This window comes from Sphingomonas sp. (assembly GCF_964263785.1).
GTDB lineage: Bacteria > Pseudomonadota > Alphaproteobacteria > Sphingomonadales > Sphingomonadaceae > Sphingomonas.
The window spans coordinates 1-25,259 of record NZ_CAXVWL010000068.1; the positions used below are offsets into that span (position 1 = coordinate 1).

The 25,259-nt window shown below is 64.1% G+C and carries 24 protein-coding genes, 1 pseudogene and 1 CRISPR repeat array; of the genes and pseudogenes, 12 read left to right on the forward strand and 13 right to left on the reverse strand.

The window, feature by feature from the left end; translation table 11 throughout:
- The 9 genes and pseudogenes from ACE5C1_RS09125 to ACE5C1_RS09165 all read left to right on the forward strand — a co-directional run.
- Positions 1 to 124 (forward strand): annotated as a pseudogene (locus ACE5C1_RS09125) (IS5/IS1182 family transposase); the annotation flags it as partial.
- A gap of 39 nt (positions 125 to 163) precedes the next feature.
- Positions 164 to 660: a CRISPR direct-repeat array (repeat unit 36 nt; unit sequence ACCATAGCCGCTCAGAGATCGCGGTCCAACGGCAAC).
- A gap of 369 nt (positions 661 to 1,029) precedes the next feature.
- A complete protein-coding gene (locus ACE5C1_RS09130; protein WP_374943756.1) occupies positions 1,030 to 3,327 on the forward strand; it encodes a CocE/NonD family hydrolase in 2,298 nt (765 codons plus the stop codon).
- 24 nt (positions 3,328 to 3,351) lie between these two features.
- Entirely contained in the window at positions 3,352 to 4,623 is a 1,272-nt protein-coding gene (locus ACE5C1_RS09135) for an acyl-CoA dehydrogenase family protein (protein ID WP_374943757.1), read from the forward strand.
- A gap of 11 nt (positions 4,624 to 4,634) precedes the next feature.
- Positions 4,635 to 5,147, forward strand: coding sequence for a hypothetical protein (locus tag ACE5C1_RS09140; protein WP_374943758.1), 513 nt, complete (start codon positions 4,635 to 4,637; stop codon positions 5,145 to 5,147).
- Positions 5,148 to 5,566: 419 nt separating this feature from the next.
- The gene (locus ACE5C1_RS09145) at positions 5,567 to 5,902 is read left to right on the forward strand and encodes a hypothetical protein (protein ID WP_374943759.1); all 336 of its coding nucleotides are present in this window, start codon (positions 5,567 to 5,569) and stop codon (positions 5,900 to 5,902) included.
- 69 nt (positions 5,903 to 5,971) lie between these two features.
- The gene (locus ACE5C1_RS09150; RefSeq protein ID WP_374943760.1) at positions 5,972 to 6,517 is read left to right on the forward strand and encodes a hypothetical protein; all 546 of its coding nucleotides are present in this window, start codon (positions 5,972 to 5,974) and stop codon (positions 6,515 to 6,517) included.
- A gap of 39 nt (positions 6,518 to 6,556) precedes the next feature.
- Positions 6,557 to 7,432, forward strand: coding sequence for an IS1 family transposase (locus ACE5C1_RS09155; protein WP_374943761.1), 876 nt, complete (start codon positions 6,557 to 6,559; stop codon positions 7,430 to 7,432).
- A gap of 42 nt (positions 7,433 to 7,474) precedes the next feature.
- The gene (locus ACE5C1_RS09160) at positions 7,475 to 7,768 is read left to right on the forward strand and encodes a hypothetical protein (RefSeq protein WP_374943762.1); all 294 of its coding nucleotides are present in this window, start codon (positions 7,475 to 7,477) and stop codon (positions 7,766 to 7,768) included.
- A 46-nt stretch (positions 7,769 to 7,814) separates the two neighbouring features.
- Positions 7,815 to 7,943 carry a hypothetical protein gene (locus ACE5C1_RS09165; protein ID WP_374943763.1) on the forward strand — a complete coding sequence of 43 codons (129 nt, stop codon included), beginning with the start codon at positions 7,815 to 7,817 and terminating at the stop codon, positions 7,941 to 7,943.
- Positions 7,944 to 7,996: 53 nt separating this feature from the next.
- On the opposite strand, the gene ACE5C1_RS09170 is transcribed toward ACE5C1_RS09165, so the two are convergent.
- Entirely contained in the window at positions 7,997 to 8,518 is a 522-nt protein-coding gene (locus tag ACE5C1_RS09170; protein WP_374943764.1) for a nuclear transport factor 2 family protein, read from the reverse strand.
- Positions 8,519 to 8,647: 129 nt separating this feature from the next.
- Between ACE5C1_RS09170 and ACE5C1_RS09175 the strand changes: the two genes are divergently transcribed.
- On the forward strand, positions 8,648 to 9,862 hold the full coding sequence (locus ACE5C1_RS09175) for an MFS transporter (protein ID WP_374943765.1): 1,215 nt from the start codon (positions 8,648 to 8,650) through the stop codon (positions 9,860 to 9,862).
- A 16-nt stretch (positions 9,863 to 9,878) separates the two neighbouring features.
- Here ACE5C1_RS09175 and ACE5C1_RS09180 read toward each other — a convergent pair whose 3' ends face one another.
- The 3 genes from ACE5C1_RS09180 to ACE5C1_RS09190 all read right to left on the reverse strand — a co-directional run bounded on the left by ACE5C1_RS09180 (position 9,879) and on the right by ACE5C1_RS09190 (position 14,030).
- Entirely contained in the window at positions 9,879 to 10,838 is a 960-nt protein-coding gene (locus ACE5C1_RS09180) for an alpha/beta hydrolase (RefSeq protein ID WP_374943766.1), read from the reverse strand.
- Between the two features lie 64 nt (positions 10,839 to 10,902).
- Positions 10,903 to 13,329, reverse strand: a complete 2,427-nt coding sequence (locus tag ACE5C1_RS09185) for a TonB-dependent receptor (RefSeq protein ID WP_374943767.1) — start codon at positions 13,327 to 13,329, stop codon at positions 10,903 to 10,905.
- Positions 13,330 to 13,634: 305 nt separating this feature from the next.
- Positions 13,635 to 14,030 carry a cupin domain-containing protein gene (locus ACE5C1_RS09190; protein ID WP_374943768.1) on the reverse strand — a complete coding sequence of 132 codons (396 nt, stop codon included), beginning with the start codon at positions 14,028 to 14,030 and terminating at the stop codon, positions 13,635 to 13,637.
- 91 nt (positions 14,031 to 14,121) lie between these two features.
- Here ACE5C1_RS09190 and ACE5C1_RS09195 point away from each other — a divergent pair, with 91 nt between their 5' ends.
- A complete protein-coding gene (locus ACE5C1_RS09195) occupies positions 14,122 to 15,687 on the forward strand; it encodes a bifunctional 3-(3-hydroxy-phenyl)propionate/3-hydroxycinnamic acid hydroxylase (protein WP_374943769.1) in 1,566 nt (521 codons plus the stop codon).
- 60 nt (positions 15,688 to 15,747) lie between these two features.
- Here ACE5C1_RS09195 and ACE5C1_RS09200 read toward each other — a convergent pair whose 3' ends face one another.
- From ACE5C1_RS09200 to ACE5C1_RS09225, 6 genes are all read right to left on the reverse strand, one after another.
- The gene (locus tag ACE5C1_RS09200; protein WP_374943770.1) at positions 15,748 to 16,509 is read right to left on the reverse strand and encodes a FadR/GntR family transcriptional regulator; all 762 of its coding nucleotides are present in this window, start codon (positions 16,507 to 16,509) and stop codon (positions 15,748 to 15,750) included.
- Between the two features lie 378 nt (positions 16,510 to 16,887).
- Positions 16,888 to 17,478, reverse strand: a complete 591-nt coding sequence (locus ACE5C1_RS09205; RefSeq protein ID WP_374943771.1) for an NADPH-dependent FMN reductase — start codon at positions 17,476 to 17,478, stop codon at positions 16,888 to 16,890.
- Positions 17,475 to 18,299: a fumarylacetoacetate hydrolase family protein gene (locus tag ACE5C1_RS09210; protein WP_374943772.1), complete on the reverse strand. Its 825-nt coding sequence runs from the start codon at positions 18,297 to 18,299 to the stop codon at positions 17,475 to 17,477. The genes ACE5C1_RS09205 and ACE5C1_RS09210 overlap by 4 nt, the downstream gene beginning before the upstream one ends.
- A gap of 2 nt (positions 18,300 to 18,301) precedes the next feature.
- Complete coding sequence (locus tag ACE5C1_RS09215; RefSeq protein ID WP_374943773.1) at positions 18,302 to 19,291, reverse strand: VOC family protein; 990 nt, start codon at positions 19,289 to 19,291, stop codon at positions 18,302 to 18,304.
- A gap of 24 nt (positions 19,292 to 19,315) precedes the next feature.
- Positions 19,316 to 20,851, reverse strand: coding sequence for an AMP-binding protein (locus ACE5C1_RS09220; protein WP_374943774.1), 1,536 nt, complete (start codon positions 20,849 to 20,851; stop codon positions 19,316 to 19,318).
- A gap of 16 nt (positions 20,852 to 20,867) precedes the next feature.
- A complete protein-coding gene (locus tag ACE5C1_RS09225) occupies positions 20,868 to 21,155 on the reverse strand; it encodes a Dabb family protein (RefSeq protein WP_374943775.1) in 288 nt (95 codons plus the stop codon).
- A 149-nt stretch (positions 21,156 to 21,304) separates the two neighbouring features.
- Here ACE5C1_RS09225 and ACE5C1_RS09230 point away from each other — a divergent pair, with 149 nt between their 5' ends.
- Entirely contained in the window at positions 21,305 to 21,982 is a 678-nt protein-coding gene (locus ACE5C1_RS09230) for a TetR/AcrR family transcriptional regulator (protein ID WP_374943776.1), read from the forward strand.
- Here the strand turns inward: ACE5C1_RS09230 and ACE5C1_RS09235 are convergent.
- The 3 genes from ACE5C1_RS09235 to ACE5C1_RS09245 are packed head-to-tail and all read right to left on the reverse strand — an operon-like array spanning position 21,979 to position 25,231.
- Positions 21,979 to 24,243 carry a CocE/NonD family hydrolase gene (locus ACE5C1_RS09235; RefSeq protein ID WP_374943777.1) on the reverse strand — a complete coding sequence of 755 codons (2,265 nt, stop codon included), beginning with the start codon at positions 24,241 to 24,243 and terminating at the stop codon, positions 21,979 to 21,981. The two genes, ACE5C1_RS09230 and ACE5C1_RS09235, sit on opposite strands and share 4 nt — an antisense overlap.
- 8 nt (positions 24,244 to 24,251) lie before the next feature.
- Positions 24,252 to 24,647, reverse strand: a complete 396-nt coding sequence (locus ACE5C1_RS09240; protein ID WP_374943778.1) for a nuclear transport factor 2 family protein — start codon at positions 24,645 to 24,647, stop codon at positions 24,252 to 24,254.
- Positions 24,648 to 24,679: 32 nt separating this feature from the next.
- On the reverse strand, positions 24,680 to 25,231 hold the full coding sequence (locus ACE5C1_RS09245; RefSeq protein WP_374943779.1) for a nuclear transport factor 2 family protein: 552 nt from the start codon (positions 25,229 to 25,231) through the stop codon (positions 24,680 to 24,682).
- Positions 25,232 to 25,259: the final 28 nt, after the last annotated feature.

Consider the following 25,259-nt stretch of genomic DNA (forward strand, 5'->3'; position numbering starts at 1 on the left):
CCAGGTCGAGTGCTTCTTCAACAAGCTCAAGCGCTTCAGACGCATCGCCTTGCGATGCGAAAAGACGCTCCCCGCCTTCATGGGCTTCGTCCATCTCGCCTGCGCCATGATCTGGCTACGTTAAATGCAGACGCAGCCTAGGGTGATATCCGTAATCCCACAGACCATAGCCGCTCAGAGATCGCGGTCCAACGGCAACGCGAAGCCGACTTGGTCGAGCACCGCGTCACCATAGCCGCTCAGAGATCGCGGTCCAACGGCAACGCAACACCGTGGGCAGAGACGGCCAACAGCACCATAGCCGCTCAGAGATCGCGGTCCAACGGCAACCGCCCGCGCGCGATGGCCGCGGCGAACGCGACCATAGCCGCTCAGAGATCGCGGTCCAACGGCAACCGCTGGCGAAGCGGGGCGAGGGTTGATGAAACCATAGCCGCTCAGAGATCGCGGTCCAACGGCAACGGACGTTGACCGTCGTTCCCGCCTTGTACGACCATAGCCGCTCAGAGATCGCGGTCCAACGGCAACAGCGGAACGCCCGGATGTTGTAGTCGAAATACCATAGCCGCTCAGAGATCGCGGTCCAACGGCAACCCGTGTAGACGCCGAAGTGTGGACAGGTTCACCATAGCCGCTCAGAGATCGCGGTCCAACGGCACATTCTCGACTGGCGGATTCCCGCTGAGATCGGCGTTCCACTGTGGTCCGAAGAATGCGATTTCTATACCGCTTCACACTCCGGAGATCGCAACAGGAAAGCAGGCATGCGACCCAACGACCGCCACAGCCAAGACAGATATTATATCACCTGGTGACTGGGTGAGTTTTGCATTGACCCGGAACCTGCGACCGGCTAACTCGCATGGAGGATCGTCCATATAAAGATCGAGAGCAGATGCGGGAGCAGGATCGGCAGCGAAGCGGCCAGGCAAATCCGCTTGCCTCGAAGCAATGTCTTCGGTCGTCCTTGCGCACGCGGCTCACCGCATCTTCAGGAGGTCGAAATGCCTTGTCGGTTTCGGTGAGATCATGATGCAAGACGACGGCGTGATCGAGAAAGCGGATGAAATCGTCACGGGCGTGCTCGCGGGCCCGATCCGCGGCCTGAAATATCAAACGCCGACGCTGGCGGGCATCACCAACGAATATGGGGGGTTCCAGTACCGGGAGGGCGAGGCAGTCACCTTTCTTGTCGGCGGCCTTGTGCTGGGTACCGCGGCGGGCGCATCGCGCGTGAATTTGGCGCAGCTGGTCAATCGCGTGGCCGGCGACATCGACAAGCTTCACGATCCGCTCGTGACCAATCTGGCCCGCCTGGTGCAGGCATTGGATCGGGACGGCGTCGTCGAGGACGGCATCACGATCGCGCCGGCCGTGCACGATGTCATCGGGCCGATTGTCCTCAACTTCGCGCAGCGCGCTGCCGATGGTCTCGACGCGGCCGATGCGCTCGACAATGTGCCGGGCTCGGGCAGCTTCGATCGCGATCCGACCGTCACCGCTCTTCTGGCCGACCTGAACGCCACCCCGGGCGTCTTCGCCGCCAACACGCCCCGGCGATTGCGCAGCGCGGCGGCTGCGCGCAACGAGCTGCGTCGCAACATCCGCGGCATCGTCAAGATGACCGACGTCGAGGTGCCTCTACGCGATGGGTCGTTCGTCTACGCCGACGTGTTCCGCCCGGCCGACGACGGACAGTATCCGGTGGTCATGGCCAACGGGTTCTACGGCAAGGCATTTTACCATGAATGCATCTGCAGCGAGGAAGAGGCGCTGCACAAGGAGATGCTGGAGGATCGGTTCTTCTCGGGCAACCCGGACGGTCTCCAGTACGAGAACCACGAGACGGTCGACGCATCGGTCTGGGTGCCGAACGGCTATGTCTGCATCCGCGTCGACGCGCGCGGCGTCTGCAAGAGCCCCGGGGTCCAGGCGCCCTTCAGCGTCCAGGAAGCAGAGGACTATTACGACGCGATCGAATGGGCGGGAACGCAGCGCTGGTCCAACGGCAGCGTCGGCCTGTGGGGCATGTCCTACCTGGCAATGACGCAGCACAATGTCGCGAGCCTGCAGCCGCCGCACCTGAAGGCGATGATCGCGCAGGGCACCGACGCCGACATCTATAACGAGGCGCTCTACGGCGGCGGCATCTTCGGCGCGGGCTTCTGGAACTGGTGGTGGAAGGCGTGGTCGGGCAACAATTTCTGCGGCGAGCGCCGGGAGACCGACTGGATGGCCCGCGTTCTCGCGACCCCGTTCAACGATCCGGCCGCCTATGGCCCTCGCGGTTCCATCTTCATGATTCCCGAGATCGAGAAAGCGATCGCGCCTGTCTGGATCGTGGGGCCGCAGACCGGCGCGATCATCCACCAGCTCGGCAGCAGCGAGACCTTCGTCCGGTCGACCGGGGCAAAGGCGAAACGGTTCGACTTCGTCGATGCCTGGTTCCCGGACTCGTACAAGGGCGCGACCATGGCCGACCACATGCGCTGGTTCGACCATTGGCTCAAAGGCATCGACAATGGCGTGACCGACGACGCGCCGGTTCGCGTCCAGGTCAGGACGGGCAACGGCGCGCGCTTCGTTATCGAAGACAGCGACTGGCCCCTGCCGGATACCACCTATCGCCGCTGGTATCTCGACGCCACGTCCTCGGGCTGGAAAGGCGATACGCGCCGCGACGACCTCATGCGGATCACCGAGAACGTGCCGAGTGCGGAAAGCAGCGTCAGCTACGACGCCCATCTCGATGTGGGCACTCCGACGATCGTGCCAACGGGTTCGCTCGATGGAACCCCGCGCTGGTCGACGGGCGTGTCGTTCGTCAGCGATCCCGTGTCCGAGGATATGGTGCTCGCCGGCTACATGAAGGTCGGCTTGTGGGTGTCGTCCACGAGCAGCGACATGGATGTGTTCGCGTCGTTGCGCATCATCGACGAGCAGGATCGGGAAATCCGCTACGAGACGATGGTCCACCCGATCGACCCCGTGCATCCCCATCCCGTCGGGCACGGGCTGCTGAAGGTGTCGCGCCGCAAGCTCGATAAGGCAAGGTCGACCGAATACTGGCCGGTCCACACGCATCGCGAGGTGGACTGCGCGCCTCTACAAGACGGCGAGATCGTCGCGGTCGAGCTGGGGCTGAACCCGAGCAGCGCGCTGATCCGCAAGGGCTGCCGGCTTCGCGTCGATATCCAGCCCTACTCGCCTGCGGGCGTCCCCGTCCGCGCCTATGACGAGAGCTATCACGTCGGGGCGACCAACACGCTCTACACCGGCCCCGACCATCCCAGCTTCATCCAGCTGCCGATCGTACCGGCGCGCTGAGCGCGAATGATACAGGAGATTCCCATGGCTAGTGTCCAAGACAAGTCCGCGAAATTGGCGGCGGTGCTCGACAACCTTCGCGCGCTCGGCCCCACGTTGCGCGACCGCGCGCTCGAAAACGAGCGCGCCGGGCGCCACTCGGACCAGACCATCGCCGACCTGGACGCCGCGGGCGCGTTCAACATCGCGAATCCGGCCGAGTTCGGCGGCGACGAGCTCTCCGTGCGCCAGCAGCTCGACGTCATCATCGAGGTCGCCAAATGGGACGGCTCGTGCGCATGGACCGTGTGGGTCGATGCCTCGACGAACTGGATCCCCGTCGGCATGGGCGCCCGGGTAACCGAAGAGGTCTACGCCCCCAAGTGGGTCGGGCCGCGGGTCGCCGGATCCAGCCATTTCCCGGCATCGAAAGGCCGGGTGAAGCGCGTCGAGGATGGCTGGATCGTCACCGGCGGACCCTGGACGTTCGGTAGCGATGCGCTTTGGGCACCGTATACCAATCTCGGCTGCATCGCGGATGAGGGCGCGGGCAAGTATCTGGTCGGCGTACAGGTCGCGCGCGACCAGTTGCGCTTTATCGACGACTGGCAGGTCGCGGGCATGAAGGCGACGGGCAGCGTGTCGATGATGCTCGCGGAGGACGAGCTGTTCGTTCCGGATTACCGCGTCGTCGATTTCCGTGACGTGACCGGCGCGAAGCTCGATTCCGGTCTGAAGGGACCGCTCTGGAAGGTGCCTTCGCTCGGCTGGGCGTTCAGCCTGATGGGCGGCATGTCGATCGGCCTCGCGCAAGGCGCGCTGGAACGGTTCCTGGACCGGTCTGCGGGTCGCCCGATCCGCGGCACGACGTACAAGAACCAGATCGAAGCGCCACTCACGCACCTGATGCTTGCGGAAGTCCATTCCAGGATCCAGTCGGCCACGCTGATGGCGCGCGCCAATGCCGAAGAGACGGACCGGCTCGGCGAGCTCACGGCCGCCGGCACCCCGGCCGATCCGGAGTATATGCAGAAGTTCAGCGCCCGGGTGCTCGTTGAGACAGCCTATGTGGCCAAATGGTGCGCCGAGGCGATCGAGCTGCTCCAACGGAACTCCGGCTCGACCGCGATCATGGAGAGCGAGCCGATCCAGCGCGCGTGGCGCGACGCACGCGTCATCACCCTGCACGGCGCGCTGAACCTGGAGGCGCTGTCGGAGAATTACGGAAGGCTGATGGCTGGCATCCAGCCGCACAATTTCGCCGGGATCACCACGCTGGACCGGTTCGCACCCACCCCGGTCAAGCAGGCTGCGTAAGGAGAAGCGACGTGACATCCTTTCCCCCACCCGTGTTCGTCGACGAGGTAGAACCCGCCGTCCCCTATGTCGACGAGAGCAGCCTCGACGAGGAAGGCCTGACGGTTCTGCGTGAGACGACCGCGATGTTGGGCGTCGTTCCCAACGCTGCGCGAACCTACCTGCACCGTCCCGACATCGCCAGGATGATACACGCCTTCTATCATACGATCGTGCTGACCGAGCGTTCGAACCTGGATGTCGCTCTCAAGAACAAGCTCGGCGTTATCTGCAGCTCGACCAACGGCTGTGTCTATTGCACATCGCATCAGTGCAACGTGGCGCAGAGCACGAAAGGTGTCGACTGGGGTCTCGGCGACGACGACCTGCTGGCGCTGATCTCCGGGTTCGACGAGGGGAAGGACGATGTCGAGCGGGTCTGTTTCGAATACGCGCGCGTCGCGTCGCAGGATCCGGGTGCGGTCGACGCTGCGCTCCTTGATCGCATGAAAAGCGTCCTGTCACCCGCACAGATCGTCGGGTAGTGTCTCAGTTTGAATTTAGTGCGCGATCTTGCGGTTGAAGCCGATGCGCTGTTCTTAGAACATATTCAGAACGAGTTCAGCCGAATCAACTTAGAAGGGCTGTCAACTAAAAGTTGAATCGGCTGCTTGACAACGCTGCGTTCCCCACGCATGGGCGGCGGCGCCCTTAGACGAATCTTCGTGAAGAGCAAGCGTTAAGCGGCAGTCTCGTCGCAAAAAACGCACCACTCGTCGCATAAAATGGGACCGGTGGGTTGCGCGGGCGTTGCACGCCTCTCTATATAAGTAATAATCGGTAGATAGAACAAAGGCGGATCGGCCAATTTCCGGTTTGTCAATAGTTCTGCGCCAGAGTGAGGGAAGTTAGAGTCATGCCTACGGGTCCGCAAGGACAGAAGCGACCAGCCGACTCTATCGGCTTGGCTGTACATGTCGGACGGATCGCTACGGGCGAGATTGAGGACGATATTCGGATTTCCGGACGGGCAGGAGGTAAAACCGCCGGAGGTGACGCGAGGGCCGCCAAGCTCGCGCCAAACGTAAGGGCAGACATCGCCAGCAAGGCTGCAAAGGCTCGCTGGTCACACAGAGAGACGGTGGGTGATATGAATAATATGCAGACGACGAAAGGAACCGGGGCTGACGGCCACGAGGCCGTCCGCATGTACTCCAACAACAGCCTAAAGGAGCCTGTTCGAGGCTTTGAAGAAACCTTCTCGGGTTACGAGCTGCTGAAGAAGCGCTTTTCTAAGTAAGCCCGATAAGCCAAAGAAGCCCCTCACCGCTGGTGGGGGGCTTTTTTGTGCCCGTATGGAGAGGACGCATTGAAGCACGTTTTTCAGCTCTTCCAAGACGAGGGCGAATTCACAACATGTATCCGAGAGTTTTATTCTCAAGCTCCGAGCTCGCTCGGTGAGTTGATTGAATGCACTTTTGACGTTGATGATGCTCGATTGGCTTTAGCATATAGCACATATATGCTGGACCTAGAGACGTTTGGCGTACTTTTGAAATCTGCTGATCCGGACCATCACAAACGCGCGGGTGCTTTGTTGCACGCTCTTTACAAGTCCAAGCCGATTGTAAATTTGAAGTTCAATCCTGATCTCGCGTCTGTGGATACTCTAATTACTCCAATTGGAGTTAATTACAGTGATGCAGAGTCGGAGTTTGGATTTGCTGAGTTTTATGCCGAATACCATAACGAGATGATGGCATTCTTTTTAGCATTCGGTTATTGCTCTCAGTACGAGCAGACAAAGAAGGAGTACACGTTCAAGTATTTGCACGATGTCTGTAGATACTTGAAGAACAACGACAAATTGAGTGTCGAGTCCCTTTTCATGCTCTTTAAAAGCCTTATGCATTGATGCTTGCATAGTTCAAAAAGTTCAGTATGAATATGGGGCATGAACAAGCTGCCCCTCTCGAAGCGCGTCCAAATCCTCGCCATGCTGTGCGAGGGATCGTCCATGCGGTCGATCAGCCGGGTTGCGGACGTGTCGATCAACACCGTCACGAAGCTGCTAGAGCAGGCCGGGGAAGCCTGCCTCGCGCTTCACGACGAGACGGTGCGCAACGTGAAGGCGAGCCGCATCCAGTGCGACGAGATTTGGTCGTTCTGCCACGCCAAGGAAAAGAACGTGGCGACCGCGAAGGCCGCGCCTGAGGGCGCTGGCGACGTGTGGACCTGGACCGCGATCGACGCCGATACGAAGCTGATTGTCAGCTACTTTGTTGGTGATCGTTCGGGGGAGAGCGCCATGATGATCATGGACGATCTGCGCACCCGGCTTGCTAACCGCGTCCAGCTCACGACGGATGGGCACCGGGCCTACCTAGAGGCCGTAGAAGGCGCGTTCGGTGCCGACGTGGACTATGCGCAGCTCGTCAAGCTGTACGGCTCCACGATCGGCGCACCGGGCCGCTACAGCCCTGCGGAATGCACCGGCATCAAGAAAATTCGTCGTGAGGGCAACCCAGATATCGCCCACGTCTCGACAAGCTATGTCGAGCGCCAGAACCTCACCATGCGCATGTCGATGCGCCGGTTCACCCGTCTGACGAATGCCTTCTCAAAGAAGTTTGACAATCACGTTCACGCGCTGTCGCTCTACTTCGTGTTCTACAATTTCTGCCGCATTCATAAGACGCTGCGCATGTCGCCTGCTATGGCCGCTGGCGTGACGGACCGGCTTTGGTCGCTAGAGGACGTGCTGGCGCGTATTGACGCCGACGCGCCCACTCCTGCAAAGCGTGGACCGTACAAGAAGCGGGGGAAGTAAGTGATGCCTAGTGCAACATTCGCGCTGGTATGCACCGGACTGATGAATACCTTGTCGGCCAACCTTCCCGACGACCCGAAGCAGGACTCGGGGACTTATCAAGTCGACCTCACCGCGATGCGATGGTGCGTCGACTCCTGCGCCAACGTCGCAAAGGTGCAGAAAGCTGACGAGACTCTCATCACATTCTCTGGCGGCGATAACGGCCACTTTTTTCAGGTAAACCGCCTAACTGGTGTTTACGTCAGCGTCTTCCTCGCTGACGGGTTCGCAATGACCAGCAAGGGAACCTGTAAGCCCGGCAACTACACGGGCATACCTGAGCGGCAGTTCTAGCACCTAAATTCAAACTGAGACACTACCGATCGTCGAACTCGGTTGCGTGGTGGCGATGTGGAAATTCTTCAACACGATGCACGACAGCCTGCATATCCCCAGCGAAGGATCGCTGTCGAAATATTCCGGGTTGATCGCGGCGGAACGAGGCGGAAAGGAACAGGCTACCGCCTAGCAGAGGTCCTCTCCCCGCCCGCCGCTTCGACGAACAGGGAGAGGATGCCCGGCCTACTTGCCCTTGATCGCCTCGAAGTACCGGATCCGACCCGCCGCGACCGCCTCGGCCAACGCGTTCGTCTCCATGTCCGGGTGATGCTCCGGGACCGGCACCGGGACGTACGGATTGCCCGTCCAGTGCACCAGCTTGGCGATGCGATCACGGATGCGCCATCCACCCTCGGTGCGGACGAGGACATCGTCGTACCAGCCCGAACCCAGCCACCACGAGCCGCCCTCCGCGCCGTCGCGCACCAGCAGCCAGCTGCCGTAGTGAAAGGCGTTGGCGGTGTCGCCATCGACGTGCACCAGGTGACCCGACATCGAATGCTGTTGATTGTCGAGCGTGTCGTGGAACTCGTCGAACGAGCGCTTGAAGTTGTCGAGACCCGACCAGACCGCTCCGGCCGGACCGAATTCCGCGCGGATGTCCTCGGTAAAGACGCGGTCGAACAGCTCCCATTGATGGGAGTCGAGTGCGAACGCGTACAGGTTCAAGACCTCGATGATCGCTGCCTTGTCGTGCTCGACCATGATTGCTCTCCTTATCTGATCGTTGCCGTTTCTTGTTGCTGAATTGAGAGATATATCACTATGAGAGTAGCGTCAATCTGGTGCCATGCCCTGCTGGGCGAGTAACCGGAGTCGAGGGGAGCAAACCGGGTGAAGCGCTGGTCCGTACTCTTGGGGTGCTTCATCGGCATGGGCGTGGCGACCCCTGCCCTGCTTCTTCAGCCGATGGGCCTGTTCGTGAAGCCGGTGACGGCGGAGTTCGGCTGGTCGCGGACCGCCTTCTCGGTGATCCTGTCCGGGGCGGCGCTGGTCAACGCGCTCATCCTGCCGCTCGCCGGTTATCTGGTGGACCGGTTCGGGGCGCGCCGGGTCGCCGCGGTCGGCACCACGCTCGGCTGCGCGAGCTACGCGGCGCTGTCGCTTGCGCATAGCTATGGCGGCTTCTTCGCCTTGATCGCGCTCGCCGTCATCACGGGCAATCTGGCGAGTTACCCGGCGTTCATGGGGCTGGCGCAGCGCTGGTTCGACAAGCGCCTGGGGCTTGCCCTGGCGATAACCTCCACCGGCATCGCGGTCGGTGTCGGCGGCTTCTCCTACCTTCTCACCGACAGCATCGCCCGGTACGGCTGGCGATCCGCCTTCCAGATCGCCGGCGCCACCGCGCTGGTCGTCGGTCTGGCGAATTTGGTTGTGCTTGTCCGCGACAATCCCGGGCCAATTCCCGAGGACGAACGCCGTGACCGTGCGATCGATGTCGCCCAGGATGGCCACTCGCTGGCGGAGGCGCTGCGCACCCGAGACTTCTGGCTTTTCGCGGTGTCTTCGCTGCTCGTGATCCTGGCCGTGGTCGGAACCAACTTCAACCTGCCTGCCCTGCTCTCCGATCGCGGCGCGACTGCGAGCCGGATCGCTTCGGTTGTCGCGATCGGGTCCGCGGGCTCGCTGTTCGGCCGGCTGGTCACGGGGGTCATGCTCGATCGTTTGCCCGCGCTCGTCGTTGCGGCAATCTTCTTCGGCGGCCAGGCGATAGGACTGCTCCTGCTCCTTGGCGATGCCCGGTGGGCGCTTGCCGCCGCCTTCCTCCTGGGGCTGGTACAAGGAGCCGAGATCGACTTTCTGGGCTTCGTCATCGCGCGCCGGTTCGGCCGCGTGGCCTACGCACGGATCTTCGGCACCTGCTTTGCCATCACCTTGATCGGTGCGGTGCTCGGACCGCTCGTCATGGCGTCCATCTATGACCGGACAGGGTCTTATGACCTGGGGCTGATGCTGTTTCCGCTGCTTCCGATCATGGCGTTAGGCTTGCTCTGGTTCGCCCGAATGTCCGCCGAAGGCGCTGAGGGTAGCGCCGACGCGAACGGCTGACGCCGCGCGCCGACGCTCACCTCAGCGCCTCGCGCAGCGATGCGATCAGGTCCGCGCGGAAATGCTGCGCGATCTGTAGCTGCCCGAAGGCGTCGAAGACGTGGAAGGCACCGGGAACGACGGTCAATCGAACCGGCACCCCTGCGTCGGCGAGCCGCCGGGCATATTCGATGTCCTCGTCGAGGAACAGATCGATCGATCCCACCCCGATCCAGGTCGGCGGCAGCCCGCTGAGGTCCAACATTCGCGCCGGCACGGCACCTGCGGCAGCCTCGATCGACCCCGCAGGATGCCCGAGCAGGCAGCTCCAGCCGAACCGGTTGCGTTGCTCGTTCCACAGCACCGCGCCCATATGCGCCGGCTTGCGCACGGTGCTGCCCGTCCGGTCGTCCAGCATGGGATAGATCAGCGCCTGATATCGAACGGGCAAATCGCCCGAATCGCGGGCGGCGACCACCAGGGACGCCACATGCCCGCCGCCCGCGCTCTCGCCCACGACCGCGATGCGATCACGGTCTACGGCGAGTTCGTCCGCGGATCGGAACAGCCAGTTCAACGCGGCGTAACTGTCCTGGAGTGCGCCGGGGTATGGAGTCTCGGGCGCCAGCCTGTACTCCACCGACACCACGAGGCAGTCGAGCTCGCGCGCGAGCTCCTGCGTACGCCAGAGGCTGGCTTCCGCGCTTCCCGCAACGAACCCCCCGCCATGCAGATGGAGAATAGCCGGGCGTAGCGCCCCGTTCGTGACGCCCGGGTCGACGACGATCACCCGTACATCGGGCGCGCCATCGCTTCCCGGAACCGCGCGCCAGCGCCACGGTGGCGTCGCTGCGGGTCGCGGCAGAAAGGCGGGAACGGTCGCCCGCATGGTGGCCAGCGCTTCGCGGGTCAGCGGCCCGGCTTCGGTCACCGCCAACAGCTGCGGGACCAGCGGCCGGAGTTCCCCCGCGTCGAGGGGCAGCACATCCAGGTTCATGATTATCCGGCGCACAGTCGAGTACAAGGTACGGGCGCCCGTCGGGGCGCCCGTACCTGCCGGATTAGAAGCTGAACTTCAGCGAAGCCTCGAACGTCCTCGGCTCGCCCGGAGACTCGTTGGGGTAAGTGACGGTGTCGAACGCCACGACGCTGCCGATATATTGCTTGTTGAACACGTTGCGGACGAAACCGCTCAGTTCCCAAGGCCCGAACGTGTAGCTGGCGTTGAGATTGGTGACCGCATAGCCCGGCGTCCGGAACAGGGCCAGCACCTGGCTCGTGGTGGTCCCTGCCGCCAGCTGGCCGGGAATTCCTGGGTAAGCGAAGCCGGCCGGGGATCCCTGGTAATCGTTGGTGTAGCTCGATTGGTAGCTTTCTTCGGCGGTGAACTGGAACCTGCCCGGTCCGATCGGCTGCGTGTAGGTGATCGACCCGTTGAGCGTATGCTTGGGCGAGCGGACCAACGGAATACCGGTGAAATCAACCTGCGGCGCGGGCGCCGCGGGCACCGTGTACCGCGTCAGCTTTGAATCGACATAGGTGTATTGCACACCGACGCGAAAGTTGCTCGACAGGACGCCGACCGCATCCAGATCGACGCCACGTCCCCGCGCAGCACCCGCGTTCTGGATCAACGTGGTCAGCGCGCCGTTGATGAAGATGTTCTGCGCGATCTGCAGGTTCTTGTACTCGTTGTCGAATACGGCGACGTTCAGTTGCAGGTGCCGGTTGAGCAGCTGCGACTTCAATCCGAGCTCATAGGCATCGACCTTCTGCTGGCCATAGGTGATGAGCGCCGCGCCGCCGGCATTGAGGCCGGCTGGCGAATCGCCGCGCGCAAAGCTGGCGTAGGCGATCACGTCCGGCGCGACCTTGTAGCTCAGATTGGCGCTGCCCGTCGTCGAGTCGAAGGCGACGCGACGATAGGTGGTCGGTGTCGCCGGGATCAGCGCGCCCGACAGAAGCCCGAAGAAGGTGCCCGTCGTCCCGGAAATCTCGTCGCGGCCGCGACGCAAGCCCACCGTCAGGTTAAGCTTGTCGGTGAAATCGTAGCCGGCCTGGCCGAAAAACGCATAGGCCTCGTTTTTCGTGTAGGACGGCTGAAAAATAGCGCGGATGCCGCGCAAATCGTAGAGCAGCGCGCCGGGACCGAAAGCCGCGAACGGCGTCGTCAGATCGGGGATCTTGCCGCCACTCTGATTGGACGTAACGTGCAGCAGATAGGCACCCAGAAGGTAACTCACAGGACCGTCGGTATTGGATAGCCGGAGTTCCTGCGAGAAGCGCCGTTCATTATACGGCGTGTCGCCGCGGGCAAAGCCCAGCCGGGTGAGGTCTAGCGAAAGAAGCAGCTCCGATTTGCTTTTCTGATAATCGGTAAGCGACGCGAGCTCGCCGATCGGGGTCTGGAACCGCGCGTCCAGCGTGACCTGCTCGCCGCGCGTCCTGTTCGAGTTGGGCGTGGCGAAGGTGCCGGTCCAGACGTCCTTGCCGAACACAAGCGAATTTCGGGAAGCGGCACTCGTCGGGTTCGCAAACAGCGGCAGGGCGCCGAGCGGCGCGTTGTTCCGCCCCGAATGGACGGTCCCTTGCGGATTGTTGTCGCGGATGATCGTGCCGGTGAGGCGAATGGCGACGGAGTCGCTCGGCTCCCAGAGCAGCCGCACGCGGCCGATCTTGCGATCGTAGCCGAGCCCGCGGAAATTCGTGACGGGATCGTAGGAGAAGCCGTCGCGCTTTTCGCGTAAGCCGAAGACGCGGATAGCCAGCGTATTGGTGAGCGGCACCGACACCGCCCCGCGCACATGCCAGAGATCCTCGCCATAGACGGAACTGCCACCATAGCCGGCGTCGACGTAGCCGGAGAAATCCTTGCTTGGATCGTTGGACACGATGTTGATCGCGCCGGTGAACGAGGAGCGGCCGTAAAGGATGCTCTGCGGGCCTTTGGCGACCTCGACACGGCCCGAATCGACCCGATTTATCTGCGTCACCAGCGTCGGGGCGATAAACACGCCGTCCTGGAAAATGCCGACCGTGGTGTTCGAGGAAAAGCCCGCCGTCGGGCGATTGCCATAGCCGCGGATGCCGACGGCCGGGATCGGGCCGATCGCCCGGAAGGTCACGCCCGAAACCATGGACTGAATGTCGGCGAGCGAGTTCATCCGGGTAACCTGATCGCCGGTGACGGCGGCGACGCTGGCCGGAATGTCCTGCAGCCGCTCCGCGACGCGGCGCGCGGTCACCACGACATCGCCGAGTTGATCGTCGCTGGCAGGGATCGCGTTTTGTGCGGGGGTATCGGCCTGATCCGCAGGCTGGCCGTTGGGCGCCTGCGCGTTCGCGGCAGGCCCTTCCGAAATCTGAGCGAACGCAGGCGTGGCAAAGCCGATCGCCAATGCCAGCGTGGAGGCGTGCGCGATCCGATAGCCCGATGCCGCCCGCAAGCGCCGCGGTGAACGATTCGCACCTGTCTCGGTCGTACGCATGCATCCCCTCCTATGGGTCATTGTTCGTAAAAAGGCGTTTTCGTGGTCCTGTCATGCGGACCATTCTCGTTCTTGCGATGCGGTGGCGCGTGGGCGTACGCCGGGTGACCCGGTCATTGCCGCACAGGCTCTCCGCACCTCGACCGCAGTAGCCGGCGTCGCTCGATGACTGGACTGCGCCTTCACATCACCCGGCCGAACCGTTCCGTTTCCAGACTGCTTTGGTCACCTAGCGACTTTTAGAATTGAGAGTTACCTCAATATGAGATTGTCGTCAATCTGTTGCTTGAACAGGAGTGCGGCCACTATTTTCGCGCGCTATGTGCCGCGTGCGCGCGAGGCGCCGGTCTGCCTCGCTGTGACATCGCGGTCGGCGTGATCACGATCATCGCCGCCGGTGCGCCGCTATCATTCAGAACGGCGCGCGCTTCACCCGTGGCGATGAAGATGCTGTCGCCCGCGGGCAGGATGTGGCGAACGCCATCGACCTGCTCGATCGTGATCGTGCCCTCCGTCACCACGTATATCTTGCCGATCGGTCCGGCCCCCATCGGCACGAAGGCTCCGTTGGGAAACGTCGAATGCCCGACCATCGCGAAATCCGCCATGCTCGCCTCTCCACCTTGCAGCCGCCGCGCCACGACGTCGTCGTGGTCGGGGGCGGTGTAGAAGGGCGCGTCCGCAAACCTCACCACGTCCATGATCTTCCCTCTCTATTGACAAGGTCACATGGTGACATAGTAGGCTGGTACCGGACCGGTCAAGACGGACGCAGCAAATCGGGAGCAGGACGTGTTGACCAGCGACATCGCTATCGTCGGTGCCGGGCCGGTAGGATTACTGGCCGCACTGCTCCTCGGACAACGCGGGCTGTCCGTCGCACTCTATGAGCGATGGCCCAGTTTCTACCCGCTACCGCGCGCCTGCACCATCGACCACGAGGCGATCCGCCTGCTGCAGGGTGCCGGGTTGGCGGACGAATTCAGGCCGCTGATCGATCCGGTGATCGGGCCCGATCGGCCGTACAGATTCCTCGATCGGTCCGGTGAGACCTTGCTCCAGATCGACTGGAACCGGCCGGGCGCGTCCGGCTGGGCGCAGGCGAACGGGTTCTTCCAGCCCGATCTCGAGCGGATGCTGGTTCGCCGGCTGGAATCGCTCCCCAACGTGCAGATCTTTCGCGGACAGGAATTGGTCGCGCTGGATCAGCAGCCCGACGGCGTCGCCCTGCGCTTCGCGGCTGCGCAGGATGAGCGTGCTCCCGTACCCGCCAAGGCGCGTTACGTTGTCGGCGCGGACGGCGCACGCAGCAAGGTGCGCGCGTTGCTCGGCATCGATCGGACCGATCTCGGCTTCTCATACGAATGGCTGGTCGTCGACGTCGTACCGCACGAAGAACGGCTATGGCACCCCTATGTCGTCCAGCATTGCGATCCGGCACGGCCGACGACGCTGGTGAACAGCGGGCCGGGCCGGAGGCGCTGGGAGTTCATGCGGCTTCCCGGCGAGACGATCGAGGCGCTCAACACGCCCGAGGCGGCGTGGAGACTGCTGGCGCCCTGGAACATCACGCCAGGGAACGCGACGCTGGAGCGCCACGCGGTCTACACCTTTCGCGGATCGTGGGCGAACCGGTGGCAGAAGGACCGCGTATTCCTGGCGGGCGACGCCGCGCATCTGATGCCGCCGTTCCTTGGGCAGGGACTCTGCTCGGGCATGCGCGACGCAATGGCGCTCAGCTGGCGCCTGGCGGCGGTGCTGCGCGGCGGCGCTCCGGAAGCGCTGCTCGCAAGCTACGGGCCCGAGCGCACCGACCACGTGCAGGAGATTATCGGGCAGGCGGTCGAGATGGGGCGCATCATCTGCATGCTCGACGCGGGCGAGGTCGCCGCGCGCGACGAGCGCATGAAGGCGGCGATCAGGAATCCCGCGTTGGCGCTGAAGCCGCCGCCCGAGCCGCGGCTGGGAGACGGCGGCGCCTATCGGGCGAACGACCCGAATGCGGGCTACCTGTCGGTGCAAGGCCGCGTGCGCCGCGACGGACGGGAGGGGCTGTTCGACGATGTCGTGGGGACGGGATGGCAGTTGCTGCTGCGAAGCGACGCCGATCCTGCCGTTCTTGACAGCGAGACGCTGGAAACGATCCGGCGGCTTGGGATCGTCGTCGCCGAATTCGGACCCGAAGGGGACACAGTCGATCTCGATGGCAGCTATGCGGCCTGGTTCGACCGGCTCGCCGCCGACGCGGTTCTGGTGCGGCCCGACTTCTACGTTTTCGGCACCTCGTCACCGGCGAGCGTCGCAACGCTGGTGGCGTCGGCGCGGAAGGTACTCGAGACAGGCGGATCACGGGTGTGATGGCAGAAATCGCGATCGGTTCGATCGAGCCTTTGCCGAACAAGGCAGCGCCGCGCGAGCTCAGTCCCTGGATTGCCGGACCATGTCCGACACGATGGCGACGAGCTTAGGGCTGGAGAGGTCCAGCGAGCGCAGCGATTCGTCCTCCTCGAACCGTGCACGCTGCGCTTCGAAATAGAGGTCCATCGCTGCGCGCGCCTTCGCCGGGTCGCCGGAACGGATGCCTGCCAGGATCGCGACGCGGTGGGGCTGGAACTCCAACGCTCTCGCGCGCCAGAAACGAACACCCCGCGCCGATAGCGACTTGAATTGCACCTCGTTCAGCAAAGCCAGCAGAAAGGCTTCCAGAGATTGCAGGATAGGCTTGTGCGCCGCCGCCGAGACCGCGCGCTGGAAGTCGATCACACCCGCGATCACCTGATCGACATCCTTCAGATCGCCCGGTCGATCGAAGCGTGCGCTGGTCGCTTCAATGGCGGCGATATCCTCGGGGGTCGCGTGCACGGCTGCGGCCTCGATCGAGTGGCGGCCGAGCAATTGCCGCACGTCGAGCACTTCCATGATGCCGACGCTTTCGAGCTGCAGGAGCGTCTGCAGCGCCGACGCCAGGGCATAGTCCCCCTGGCTTCGGACGAACGACCCATTGCCGTGGAATACCTCCACAAGGCCGATCGTTTCGAGCGCACGGATCGCCTCGCGCACCGTCGGCTGGCTGACGCCGAACCGGTCGGACAGCTCCTTTTCGCTCGGCAGGCGTTCGCCGTGCGGCAGCCGGCGGGTGACGATATCCTGCCGCAAGGTTTCGATGATCTCGTCGACCACCTTGACGCGTCGCCGCCGCGATCTGTCCAGCTCGGACGCAGTCCGCGGGTTCGGCAAGGCTCAGATCCCCATGTCACGTAATCAATAGGCGCGCGGCCGACGTTGCCGCGTTTACCATATCGGCGCAAGGTACTCCGCACCACGTTCGCGCGCGATCGGGCACCGTGGTTCCAGCGGTGCCGCTGCTCAGACGATGGCCAGAATGATCAGCCCGCAGAGCATCATCGCGGCCAAGCTGATGCCGCACAGGTGCGCGAAGCTACACTCCGACACTTCGGTCGCGTGCCAGGCATGCCAATTCACACCATCCCTCCATCGTTATTATCTTGTACGGGTCACCTTAACACAGTTTTTCCGTAGTAGAAGCGGGAGTCGACGTTATTCCGACTCACTTCCGGTCGCCCCCCCCGCAAGCGCGATTTCGGCAAACATGGCCTTGAGCCCACCTAACGCGAACGCGATGCTCGACGCGTCTTCGAAACGGCCGTCGACGATCTTCGCACCGACCTGCCCGATCACGATTTCGGGCGTGGCGACCGGTCGCGCCAAGGCCGACACCAACGTCTCGCGGATCTGATACTGCGCACGCACCCCGCCCGTGACGGCTGAAGAAGACGTGACGATCAGAACCGGCTTGCCCCGTAGCGGCGAGTGGTTGTGCGGCCGCGACGCCCAATCGAGCGCGTTCTTCAGGACGCCGGGAATGCCGTGATTGTACTCCGACGAAGAGATGACCAGGCCATCGGCTTCGGCGATCTGCCGGCGAAAACGTTCCACGGGCGATGGCAACGGCTCGACGTAGAGGTCCTGGTTGAAGTGCGGAATCGCGCCGATGTCCGCATAATCATATTCGGCCGTCGACGCGGACGCCGCAGCCAGCGCCCGGAGCACCGCCGTCGAGAACGCCTGCGCGCGCAGGCTGCCGGGGATGCCGAGCAGCCGATGGCGCGGATGAACCTGCGCGCTCATGCTTGTCCATTCCGCCGCGCGACGACGTTGGCCGCGTTGCCGATCGCCTCGATCTCGATCTCGATGCGGTCACCCTCGCGCATGAAGACGGGCGGTGTTCGTGCATAGCCGACGCCGGCGGGCGTCCCCGTCGCGATCACGTCCCCGGGCTCCAGCGTCATCGCCTCGGACAGGATCGTGATCAGCGTGGCGGCGTCGAAGACCATGTCGGCGGTGTTGCTGTCCTGCATGATCTCGCCGTTGAGCCGCGCCGTGATCCTGAGGCCCGCGGCACCGACGGGCAGTTCGTCCGGCGTCACCAGTTCGACGCTGAACGCCCCCGTGCCGTCGAAATTCTTGCCTGCCGTCCATTGGCTCGTCTTACGCTGATAGTCCCGGATCGTCCCGTCGTTGAAGCAGCAATAACCGGCGACGTACGCGAGCGGGTCGTGCTGCACGTTCGTCGCCGTCTTGCCGATGACGATCGCCAGCTCGGCTTCGAAATCGAGCTTGTCCGAACAGTCTGGCAGAATGATCGGGTCCGCCGGACCGATCAGCGACGTCGCGCCGCGCAGGAACACCGACGGATAGTCCGGAATCGCGTTGCCGCCTTCCGCCGCGTGCGCGCGGTAGTTGAGGCCGATGCAGATCACCTTGCCCGGCCGCGGCACCGGCGCGAGCAGCGTGACCTCGGCAAGCGCGACCTCCTCGCCCACCGGATGCTCGCCGCTGTTCATCGCAAGGTCCACAGCGGACGTTGCGGTCGGATGAATCCGCACCCGGTCGCCATCGCGCACGCCGTGATGGATTTGGCCGTTCCGGGAAAAGGTGACGATGCGCATGGTCAGGGCTCCAGGAGATCAGCGGTCGAGTCAGCGGATGAGGCCGGGGCGAAGGGTGTTGCGCCTTCGGCGAACTCGGCGAAAGCGGTAGTATCGTTCCACCAGCGATCGGGCGGAACGACCCAGCCGCCCACCTTGAACCCCGGGACTTCCCATTTGAGCGGTTCGTCCTCGATGTCGATCGTGTGATAGTGGCTCGGGAACAGCTCCACCCGGTGCCCGTCGGGATCGCGCAGGTAGAGGAAGCGGGCCAGGCCGGGGCTGAAATGCCGCGCCGGCCCGAATTCGATCTGGTTCTCGCGGTCCTGGCCGGTGAGCAGGTCGCACACGTGCATCAGCTGGCTCGTCTCGGGCACCTGGAACGCGACGTGATGGAGCCGAGGCCCTTCGCGATTGGCGAAGACGATGTCGTGCGGGTTACCCTTTCGCTGCAGGAAGATCATCTCCAGGGTGTCGCCGTTCATGACGTATTCCGACAGGCGAAACCCCATGCCGTTGTAGAAGTCGAGGCTCTCGCGGACCTTGGGCGTGACGATCTGAAAATGGTCGAGCCGCAGCGCGCAGGCGCCGTGATAGCGGCTGGCGTCGGCGAACAGACGCGGGCGCGTCTCCATGGTGGCGCAGAATTCCAGCGGTGTTCCGGCGGGGTCGGTCGTGTGCAGCGTTCGGCCCTGGTGCGCGATCTCGACCCACTCGGTCGGGAAGCCAGCGGCCGCGAAATGCGCTTGGGCTTGGTCGAGGTCCTCCTCGGTCAGCACGCGCATGCCCACCCGCTCGATCGACGGATCGCCGACCTTGAGTACCAGGCTGTGGTGGCATGCCTCCTCGATCCCGCGCAGCCACAGCGTCGAGCCGTCCTCATCGCTCACGACCAGGCCGAGCGTGTTGCAATAGAAGTCCCGGCTCGCCTCCAGGTCGCTGACGCGCGACACCAGGTGGCTCGCGCGCGTCACGTTGAAGGCCGGTTTGTAGACGGGGGTCGGCAATTGCATCGTTGATCTCCGAAGTCGCGGCCCTCAGGAGGCGGCGAAGGCATGCTTGTGTTGGTTGCGCAGCTCGGCCTTCTGGACCTTGCCCATCGCGTTACGGGGCAGCTCGTCGACGACGACCACCTTCTTGGGGCGCTTGAACGCGGCCAATTGCGTCGCAAGCGCGCTCGTTATTGCCACCGGCTCCAGCGCGCTTCCCGGCGTATGCGCGACCACGGCCACGACGCCCTCTCCGAAGTCGGGATGGGGCACGCCGATCACCGCGCTCTCGGCGACGCCGTCCAGCGCGTCGATCGCCAGCTCGATCTCCTTGGGGTAGACGTTATAGCCGCCCGAGATGATCAGGTCCTTGGCGCGCCCGACGATGCGGATGAAGCCGGCCTCGTCCTCGGTCGCGATGTCGCCGCTGATGAACCAGCCGTCGGCGGTGCGGTCCTCGGCGGTCTTTTCGGGGTTGCGCCAATAGCCCGCAAACAGGTTCGGCCCCTTGATCTCCAGGATGCCCGGCGCGTTCGCCGGCGCGGGCCTGCCGCCCTCGGCGACGACGCGGACGGACACGCCCGGCAGCGCGGGTCCGACGCTTCCGGCGATCCGTGGCCCGTCATAGGGGTTGGACGTGACCATCAGCGCCTCGGTCATGCCGTAGCGCTCGAGGATCGTGTGTCCGGTCCGCTCCGCAAACGCGTCGAACGTCGCGTCGAGCAGCGGCGCGGAGCCACTGACGAACACCCGCATATGCTCGCACAGCGCGGCGTCGAACGACGGCTCCGCCAGCAGGCGGGTGTAGAAGGTCGGCACGCCCATGAACACGCTCGCAGCGGGCAGAGCACGGATCACCGCCCCCGCATCGAAGCGTTCGTGAAAGAGGATCGGCGACGCGCCCAGGAGCGCGCAGTGCAGCGCGACGAACAGGCCGTGCGCGTGGAAGATGGGAAGCGCATGCAACAGCACGTCGTCGTCGCGCCAGCGCCACGCCTGACCCAAGGTGAGGACGTTGGACGCCAGATTGCCATGCGTCAGCACCGCACCCTTCGGCCGGCCGGTCGTGCCGGACGTATAGAGGATCGCCGCGGCGTCATCCGAGGTGGCTTCGACGGTCAGCAATCCACCCTCGACCGATGCCCAGGGCGCGGTGCCGAGCGCACCCGAAATCAGCACGCGTTTGCCCGCGAACGCGACGGTCTCGGCCGGCAGGCCGAGGCTCGCCGTCAGCAGCGCAGGCTCCGCGTCCGAGAGGAAGTAGGCGAGTTCGCTTTCCTGATAGGCGGTGTTCAGCGGGATGAAGACGACGCCCGCGCGAAGGCACGCGAGATAGAGGATAACGGCGGCGGGCGACTTGTGCACCTGGACCAGCGCGCGCCCGCCCCGCGCGACGCCGATCGACTGGAGCCACGCGGCCGCGCGCGCGGTCTCGGCCAGCATCGCGCCATAGGTGAGCAGCGGCGCACCGTCGACGATCAGGAAAGGCCGGTCAATGTTCGCTGTGGCCGAGGCCTCGAACAGAGCGAAGACATTGGCGTTTGCGCGACTGCCGTCGCCTTCGATACTCGTGCTGCTGATCATGGGATTGCTCCGGATCCTAGAATTGGATGGTCAGACGGGCGGCCTGGATCGGCGCAACGAAATCGCGTACGAAAGCCTTGTGCCGGGGGTCGGCCTGATAGGCGTCCCAGCCAGCCCGGTCGGCAAAGGTTGCGACCAGCGCGTAATCGCCATTGCCTTCGCGAATGCCGAGATCGCGCCCGTGGCGGATCGCGACCAGGTCCGACAGTTCCGCGGCAAGCCGGTCGAGCGCGCGCGCCAGGCTCTCCACCCGGTCCGCCGTGGTCCCCGCCACCCATGTGAAGATCACGATATGCGTGACCACCTCGACCCCTCTGCGTATTGCAAGCCGTTCTGCACGTGCGGCTTGGACATCGCGGCGCCTTACACCTGCCGTTGAAGTGAGGGGTATCTCATTATGAGAATATCGTCAATGCATTGCCTGACAGGAACAGATTGGCTAGCCTCGCCGGAATGACCGATCGATCACCCCGGCTGTCTGCGAACAACGCCAAGCGCACGCGCACGCGAGCCCGACTGACCGAGGCCGCGCTGCGACTGATGTCCGAACGCGGCATCAATGCGACCTCGGTCAGCGAGATCGCCGCAGAGGCGGAGCTCGCGAACGGCACATTCTATCTCTACTTTCGTGACAAGGCCGAGATCGTCGCGGCGGTGTGCCAGGCGGTCACGCAGGCCATGCACGACGACATGAGCAGCACGCGGCTGTCGCTCGAGGACGGGGCGGCACGGGTCGCCTTCGGCACCCAGCAATTCATCGAGATCGCCGCGGCGGAGCCGGTCTGGGGCCGCCTGCTCGCGTCCGCATTCACTGAATTCGAGGCATTCAAGGAGGATGTCGCCCATTACATGCGCCTCGACGTCGCGCTCGGGATCGAGCAGGGCCGCTTCGGCGAGCCGCTCGACGAGTTCGTCATCGACGCCCACCTCGCGATCCTGCGCGCGGGCGTCCTCGCCCGCCTTGCCGGTGCGGGACCCGACGTGTCGGCACGCGCGGCCGAATATCAGCTGCGCATCCTCGGCATGAGCGTTGCGGAGGCGCACGCGGTCCGATCCGAGAACGAGCGCAAGTCCGGTGCTCCCGCGAAGAAGAGCAATGCGCGGCAACGACAAGCCCTCCCCAGCGCCTAGCGGTTCGGGACGATCGGCAACTGAACCCAACTCGCATGGTCAGGGCCGGTGTAGATCGTGTTGCGCGCGCCGTCGTGGATCGACGCGTCGTAGGCGTGGCGCGTGCCGTGATCGAAGCCGTCGAACGGCTGCACGTCGACCCGGATGCGATGCCCCTTGCGGATCAGCGCGGTGTTCGGGATGATCTCGATGTCGACGGCAACGATCTCGCCGGGCTGCAACGGCGCGTGATCGGCTTGCAGATGCGTGTGCTTTACCGTGTACGCGGTGGAGCGCGCCTCGTCGCGTTTGCGGTGCGAGACCTTGAGCCAGCCCTTCGCGAGCGGATAGTTGGTCACGGGCATGTTCATGGTTGTCGGCCCGGTATAGTTTACCTCGCGCCCGTGTTCGTCGATGATCCGCACACCGATAAAGATGTCCATGTCCCTGGCTGTCGACGACACCCACAGCCGCGCCAAGCCGTAGCCCGCGAACACCATGTCCTCGTCGAGCGCGTCGCTGATGAACGACACGCCGCTGGTCCAGGCCAGCACCGCCGACGGCGGCTTGACCGCCACCATCGCGGGAGGCGGTCCGACGCGGCCCTCGACAGGAACTTCGGCGGCATATTCGGCCCGGCGCTCCGCCTTCGGCTCGTCGCTCGACAAGCGCAGGAAGTCCTTCCGGAACGCGTCGCCGCTCCAGTCCGACAGTGCCGCGTCCAGATGCCATCGGACATAGTCGGTCCGCGCGACCGGCCATTCGTTCTCTTCCTGGACATAGGACGCGCCGTTGCCGGTGCGAATCTCGAGCCGGACGGGCGGCCGCTCCATGATCCCGTTCTCGATGCCTTTGAGCCAATGGTCGAAGAACGCCATGTAATCGGCGACCGATTCCTTGCTGTACGACCGGGTGAACCAGTCCTCCTGAAAGTCGATCTTCTTGTTGGCGGTCGGGGTGACCAGATACGCCTCGCTGCTGCCGAGCTGGTGGAAGTGCGCGGGGTGCGTGGTGCATGCCACCGCCCAGAGCGGCACGTCGACGCCGCGCATATCGGGGCTCATGAACACTTCAGCCTTCGGACCGAAGATCGCATCGGGGTTCGAGTCCCTGAACGGCGATGCCCTTGCGACGCTGAGGAAATCGACCGCATCGGGCTCGCCGCACACCGCGGGGAGCACCCCGCCCTTGTACCAGACGCCGAAGAACTCCTCGTTCAGGATGCCGCCGGTGTAGAGCACCTCCTCGTACAGATCGACGTCGGTGCCGATCGCGATCATCGCTTTGAGGTGCCGGGGCTTGAGGCTCGCGGCCTGATGCTGGGTCATCGCGTAATAGGACATGCCCCACAAGCCGACCGCGCCGTTCGACCATGGCTGTTCGCCCGCCCAGTCGATCGCGTCGCGATACGCCTCGGCGGTGCCGTGACCCCACACCGCGAGCTTGCCCGGGCTCCTGCCCGTGCCCGGCCCATCCACCCGGATCACGACATAGTCCTGTGGCACCCACTCGGCGGTGTTCACGGTCTCGTGGTTCTCGTAGATCAGCCCGTCCGGATTGCCCTGGCAGTAGCGTTCTTCCTCCTGCTCGTGCGCCTCGACGTCCGCTTCGCCGCAGATTGAATGGTGATGGAACGCACGGCCGTACACGCCGCAATTCATGATGACCGGAAACCGGCCTTCCTTCGCCGGACGGAACACGTCCGCGTAGACGTAAGAGCCGTTCGCCAGAGGGACCTTCACGTCGCGGAAGCGCTGGATGCCGAGGATGTGGCGCCGAACCTCGTTGCGCGCGGTTGCCGCCGAGCAGAGCCGCCGCGGCGTGCGGTCGGTGAACACGCCCGCGCGGCTGAGCTCATCCAACAGAGCCGCGATGATCGGGTCCGCTTCGAAATCGCGGACATTGTCCGGCTGCGGACCCGAGAAGGCGACGTCGTGGCGGAAGTTGAGCGAACGGGCGCCCACGATTGCGTGTACCTCGGGGGGAATGGCGATGCCGCCGTCCAGGTTTCCGTCACTGTCCAGGCTGCACACGAACCGCGCGATGTTGGTGAGCGCCGGGTCGAGCAGCCGATCGATTCGACCGTCCACCCTGCTGGCGAGATGCGCCAGCGTGACGCGGGGGCGGCCGAGCACATAGCCGATCGCGGTCTCGCCGACGAGAAAGGCGACCCGCTCGCCGTCACGATAGCGGAACTCGCCGCGCCCGTTGGTCAGCCCCTCGCAGCTGGGGGTTTGGTATTTGAGGCCCGCGACCGGGCCGGCGAGAACGCCTGTGAGCATGGAAGGTCCTAGCCGCGCCGCGCGGTGACGGACATGAAGGGATGGGGATCGGAGTAGAACGGACGGATCTCGCAGATCCGGTCGCCCCGGAACCGGATCAATTCGGCGACCTGCGGCGGGGGGCCGTCATACCCGACCAGCGTGAATTCGACGATCTCGACCGCATGATCGCTGCCGAACGACGTCGCGATCGGCTTGATCGCAGCGACGGCCGCCATCGCCCGGACCTTGGGGATCAGCTCCAGAAAGGCGTCCTTGCCGCGATAGGTGCCGCCAAAGGGCATGAAATCCGGAATCGTGATGACGAAATCGTCGGTCAGCAGCTCGCGCGCCGCGGCGTGGTCACCGGCTGCGCCCAACGCATAATGCCGCCGGACGAGGTCCGCCTGTTCTTCTCGCGTCATGGTATCGGGCGCTCCCTCGTTTTCCCTGCCGATCAAGCAGCCGCCGTTTGCTCCACTATCGGTGTTCCGCCGAATCCAGCGACCCGGCGCAGGCTCGGATCGGTGCCGTCGCGCTTGCCGACCGACGCGTCGGGATGGTCGTCGAACCAGCCCTCCTTGGGATAGCGATACATCCAGTCGACCGCGAGCCGGCGGCGGGCGATCAGCCACACGCCGTCGCGCTGCTCGAAGCGGTCGAGATAGCGCGCCCAGAGCTTGACCGTCTGGTTCTTCCAGTGATGCCGCTCCGATCCCTGATGGTCGGCTTGCAGATAGGTCTCGACATACGCCGTGTCAGGTCCGTCGAACTCGATCAGGCTGTTGCTCAGAGAGTGCATCGTCCGGACGAACCGCGGCATCTCTTCCGCCAGGAAGTCGAAGAAGCCTTCGACGGTGCCGATGTGCAGGCTTTCGGGAAAGTCGATCCAGGCATCCTTGTGGAACGCGCCGCGCACCAGGCTCATGTCGACACGGTCGAGACCGCGGCAATAGCGCAGCAGCACGTCGTGGATCTGCGCACGCGCGCTCAGCTCTTCCAGGGTCATCCGGCTCTCCCTTATTTTCTTTCTGTAG

What these genes read in the sequence shown, in the direction of transcription:
- ACE5C1_RS09130 (WP_374943756.1), top strand. Translation starts at nt 1,030, where the DNA reads ATGATGCAAGACGACGGCGTGATCGAGAAAGCGGATGAAATCGTCACG.
- ACE5C1_RS09245 (WP_374943779.1), bottom strand. Translation starts at nt 25,231, where the DNA reads ATGACCCTGGAAGAGCTGAGCGCGCGTGCGCAGATCCACGACGTGCTG.
- ACE5C1_RS09235 (WP_374943777.1), bottom strand. Translation starts at nt 24,243, where the DNA reads ATGCTCACAGGCGTTCTCGCCGGCCCGGTCGCGGGCCTCAAATACCAA.
- ACE5C1_RS09160 (WP_374943762.1), top strand. Translation starts at nt 7,475, where the DNA reads ATGAATACCTTGTCGGCCAACCTTCCCGACGACCCGAAGCAGGACTCG.
- ACE5C1_RS09240 (WP_374943778.1), bottom strand. Translation starts at nt 24,647, where the DNA reads ATGACGCGAGAAGAACAGGCGGACCTCGTCCGGCGGCATTATGCGTTG.
- ACE5C1_RS09155 (WP_374943761.1), top strand. Translation starts at nt 6,557, where the DNA reads ATGAACAAGCTGCCCCTCTCGAAGCGCGTCCAAATCCTCGCCATGCTG.
- ACE5C1_RS09185 (WP_374943767.1), bottom strand. Translation starts at nt 13,329, where the DNA reads ATGCGTACGACCGAGACAGGTGCGAATCGTTCACCGCGGCGCTTGCGG.
- ACE5C1_RS09230 (WP_374943776.1), top strand. Translation starts at nt 21,305, where the DNA reads ATGACCGATCGATCACCCCGGCTGTCTGCGAACAACGCCAAGCGCACG.
- ACE5C1_RS09210 (WP_374943772.1), bottom strand. Translation starts at nt 18,299, where the DNA reads ATGCGCATCGTCACCTTTTCCCGGAACGGCCAAATCCATCACGGCGTG.
- ACE5C1_RS09135 (WP_374943757.1), top strand. Translation starts at nt 3,352, where the DNA reads ATGGCTAGTGTCCAAGACAAGTCCGCGAAATTGGCGGCGGTGCTCGAC.
- ACE5C1_RS09215 (WP_374943773.1), bottom strand. Translation starts at nt 19,291, where the DNA reads ATGCAATTGCCGACCCCCGTCTACAAACCGGCCTTCAACGTGACGCGC.
- ACE5C1_RS09220 (WP_374943774.1), bottom strand. Translation starts at nt 20,851, where the DNA reads ATGATCAGCAGCACGAGTATCGAAGGCGACGGCAGTCGCGCAAACGCC.
- ACE5C1_RS09180 (WP_374943766.1), bottom strand. Translation starts at nt 10,838, where the DNA reads ATGAACCTGGATGTGCTGCCCCTCGACGCGGGGGAACTCCGGCCGCTG.
- ACE5C1_RS09170 (WP_374943764.1), bottom strand. Translation starts at nt 8,518, where the DNA reads ATGGTCGAGCACGACAAGGCAGCGATCATCGAGGTCTTGAACCTGTAC.
- ACE5C1_RS09205 (WP_374943771.1), bottom strand. Translation starts at nt 17,478, where the DNA reads ATGAGCGCGCAGGTTCATCCGCGCCATCGGCTGCTCGGCATCCCCGGC.
- ACE5C1_RS09190 (WP_374943768.1), bottom strand. Translation starts at nt 14,030, where the DNA reads ATGGACGTGGTGAGGTTTGCGGACGCGCCCTTCTACACCGCCCCCGAC.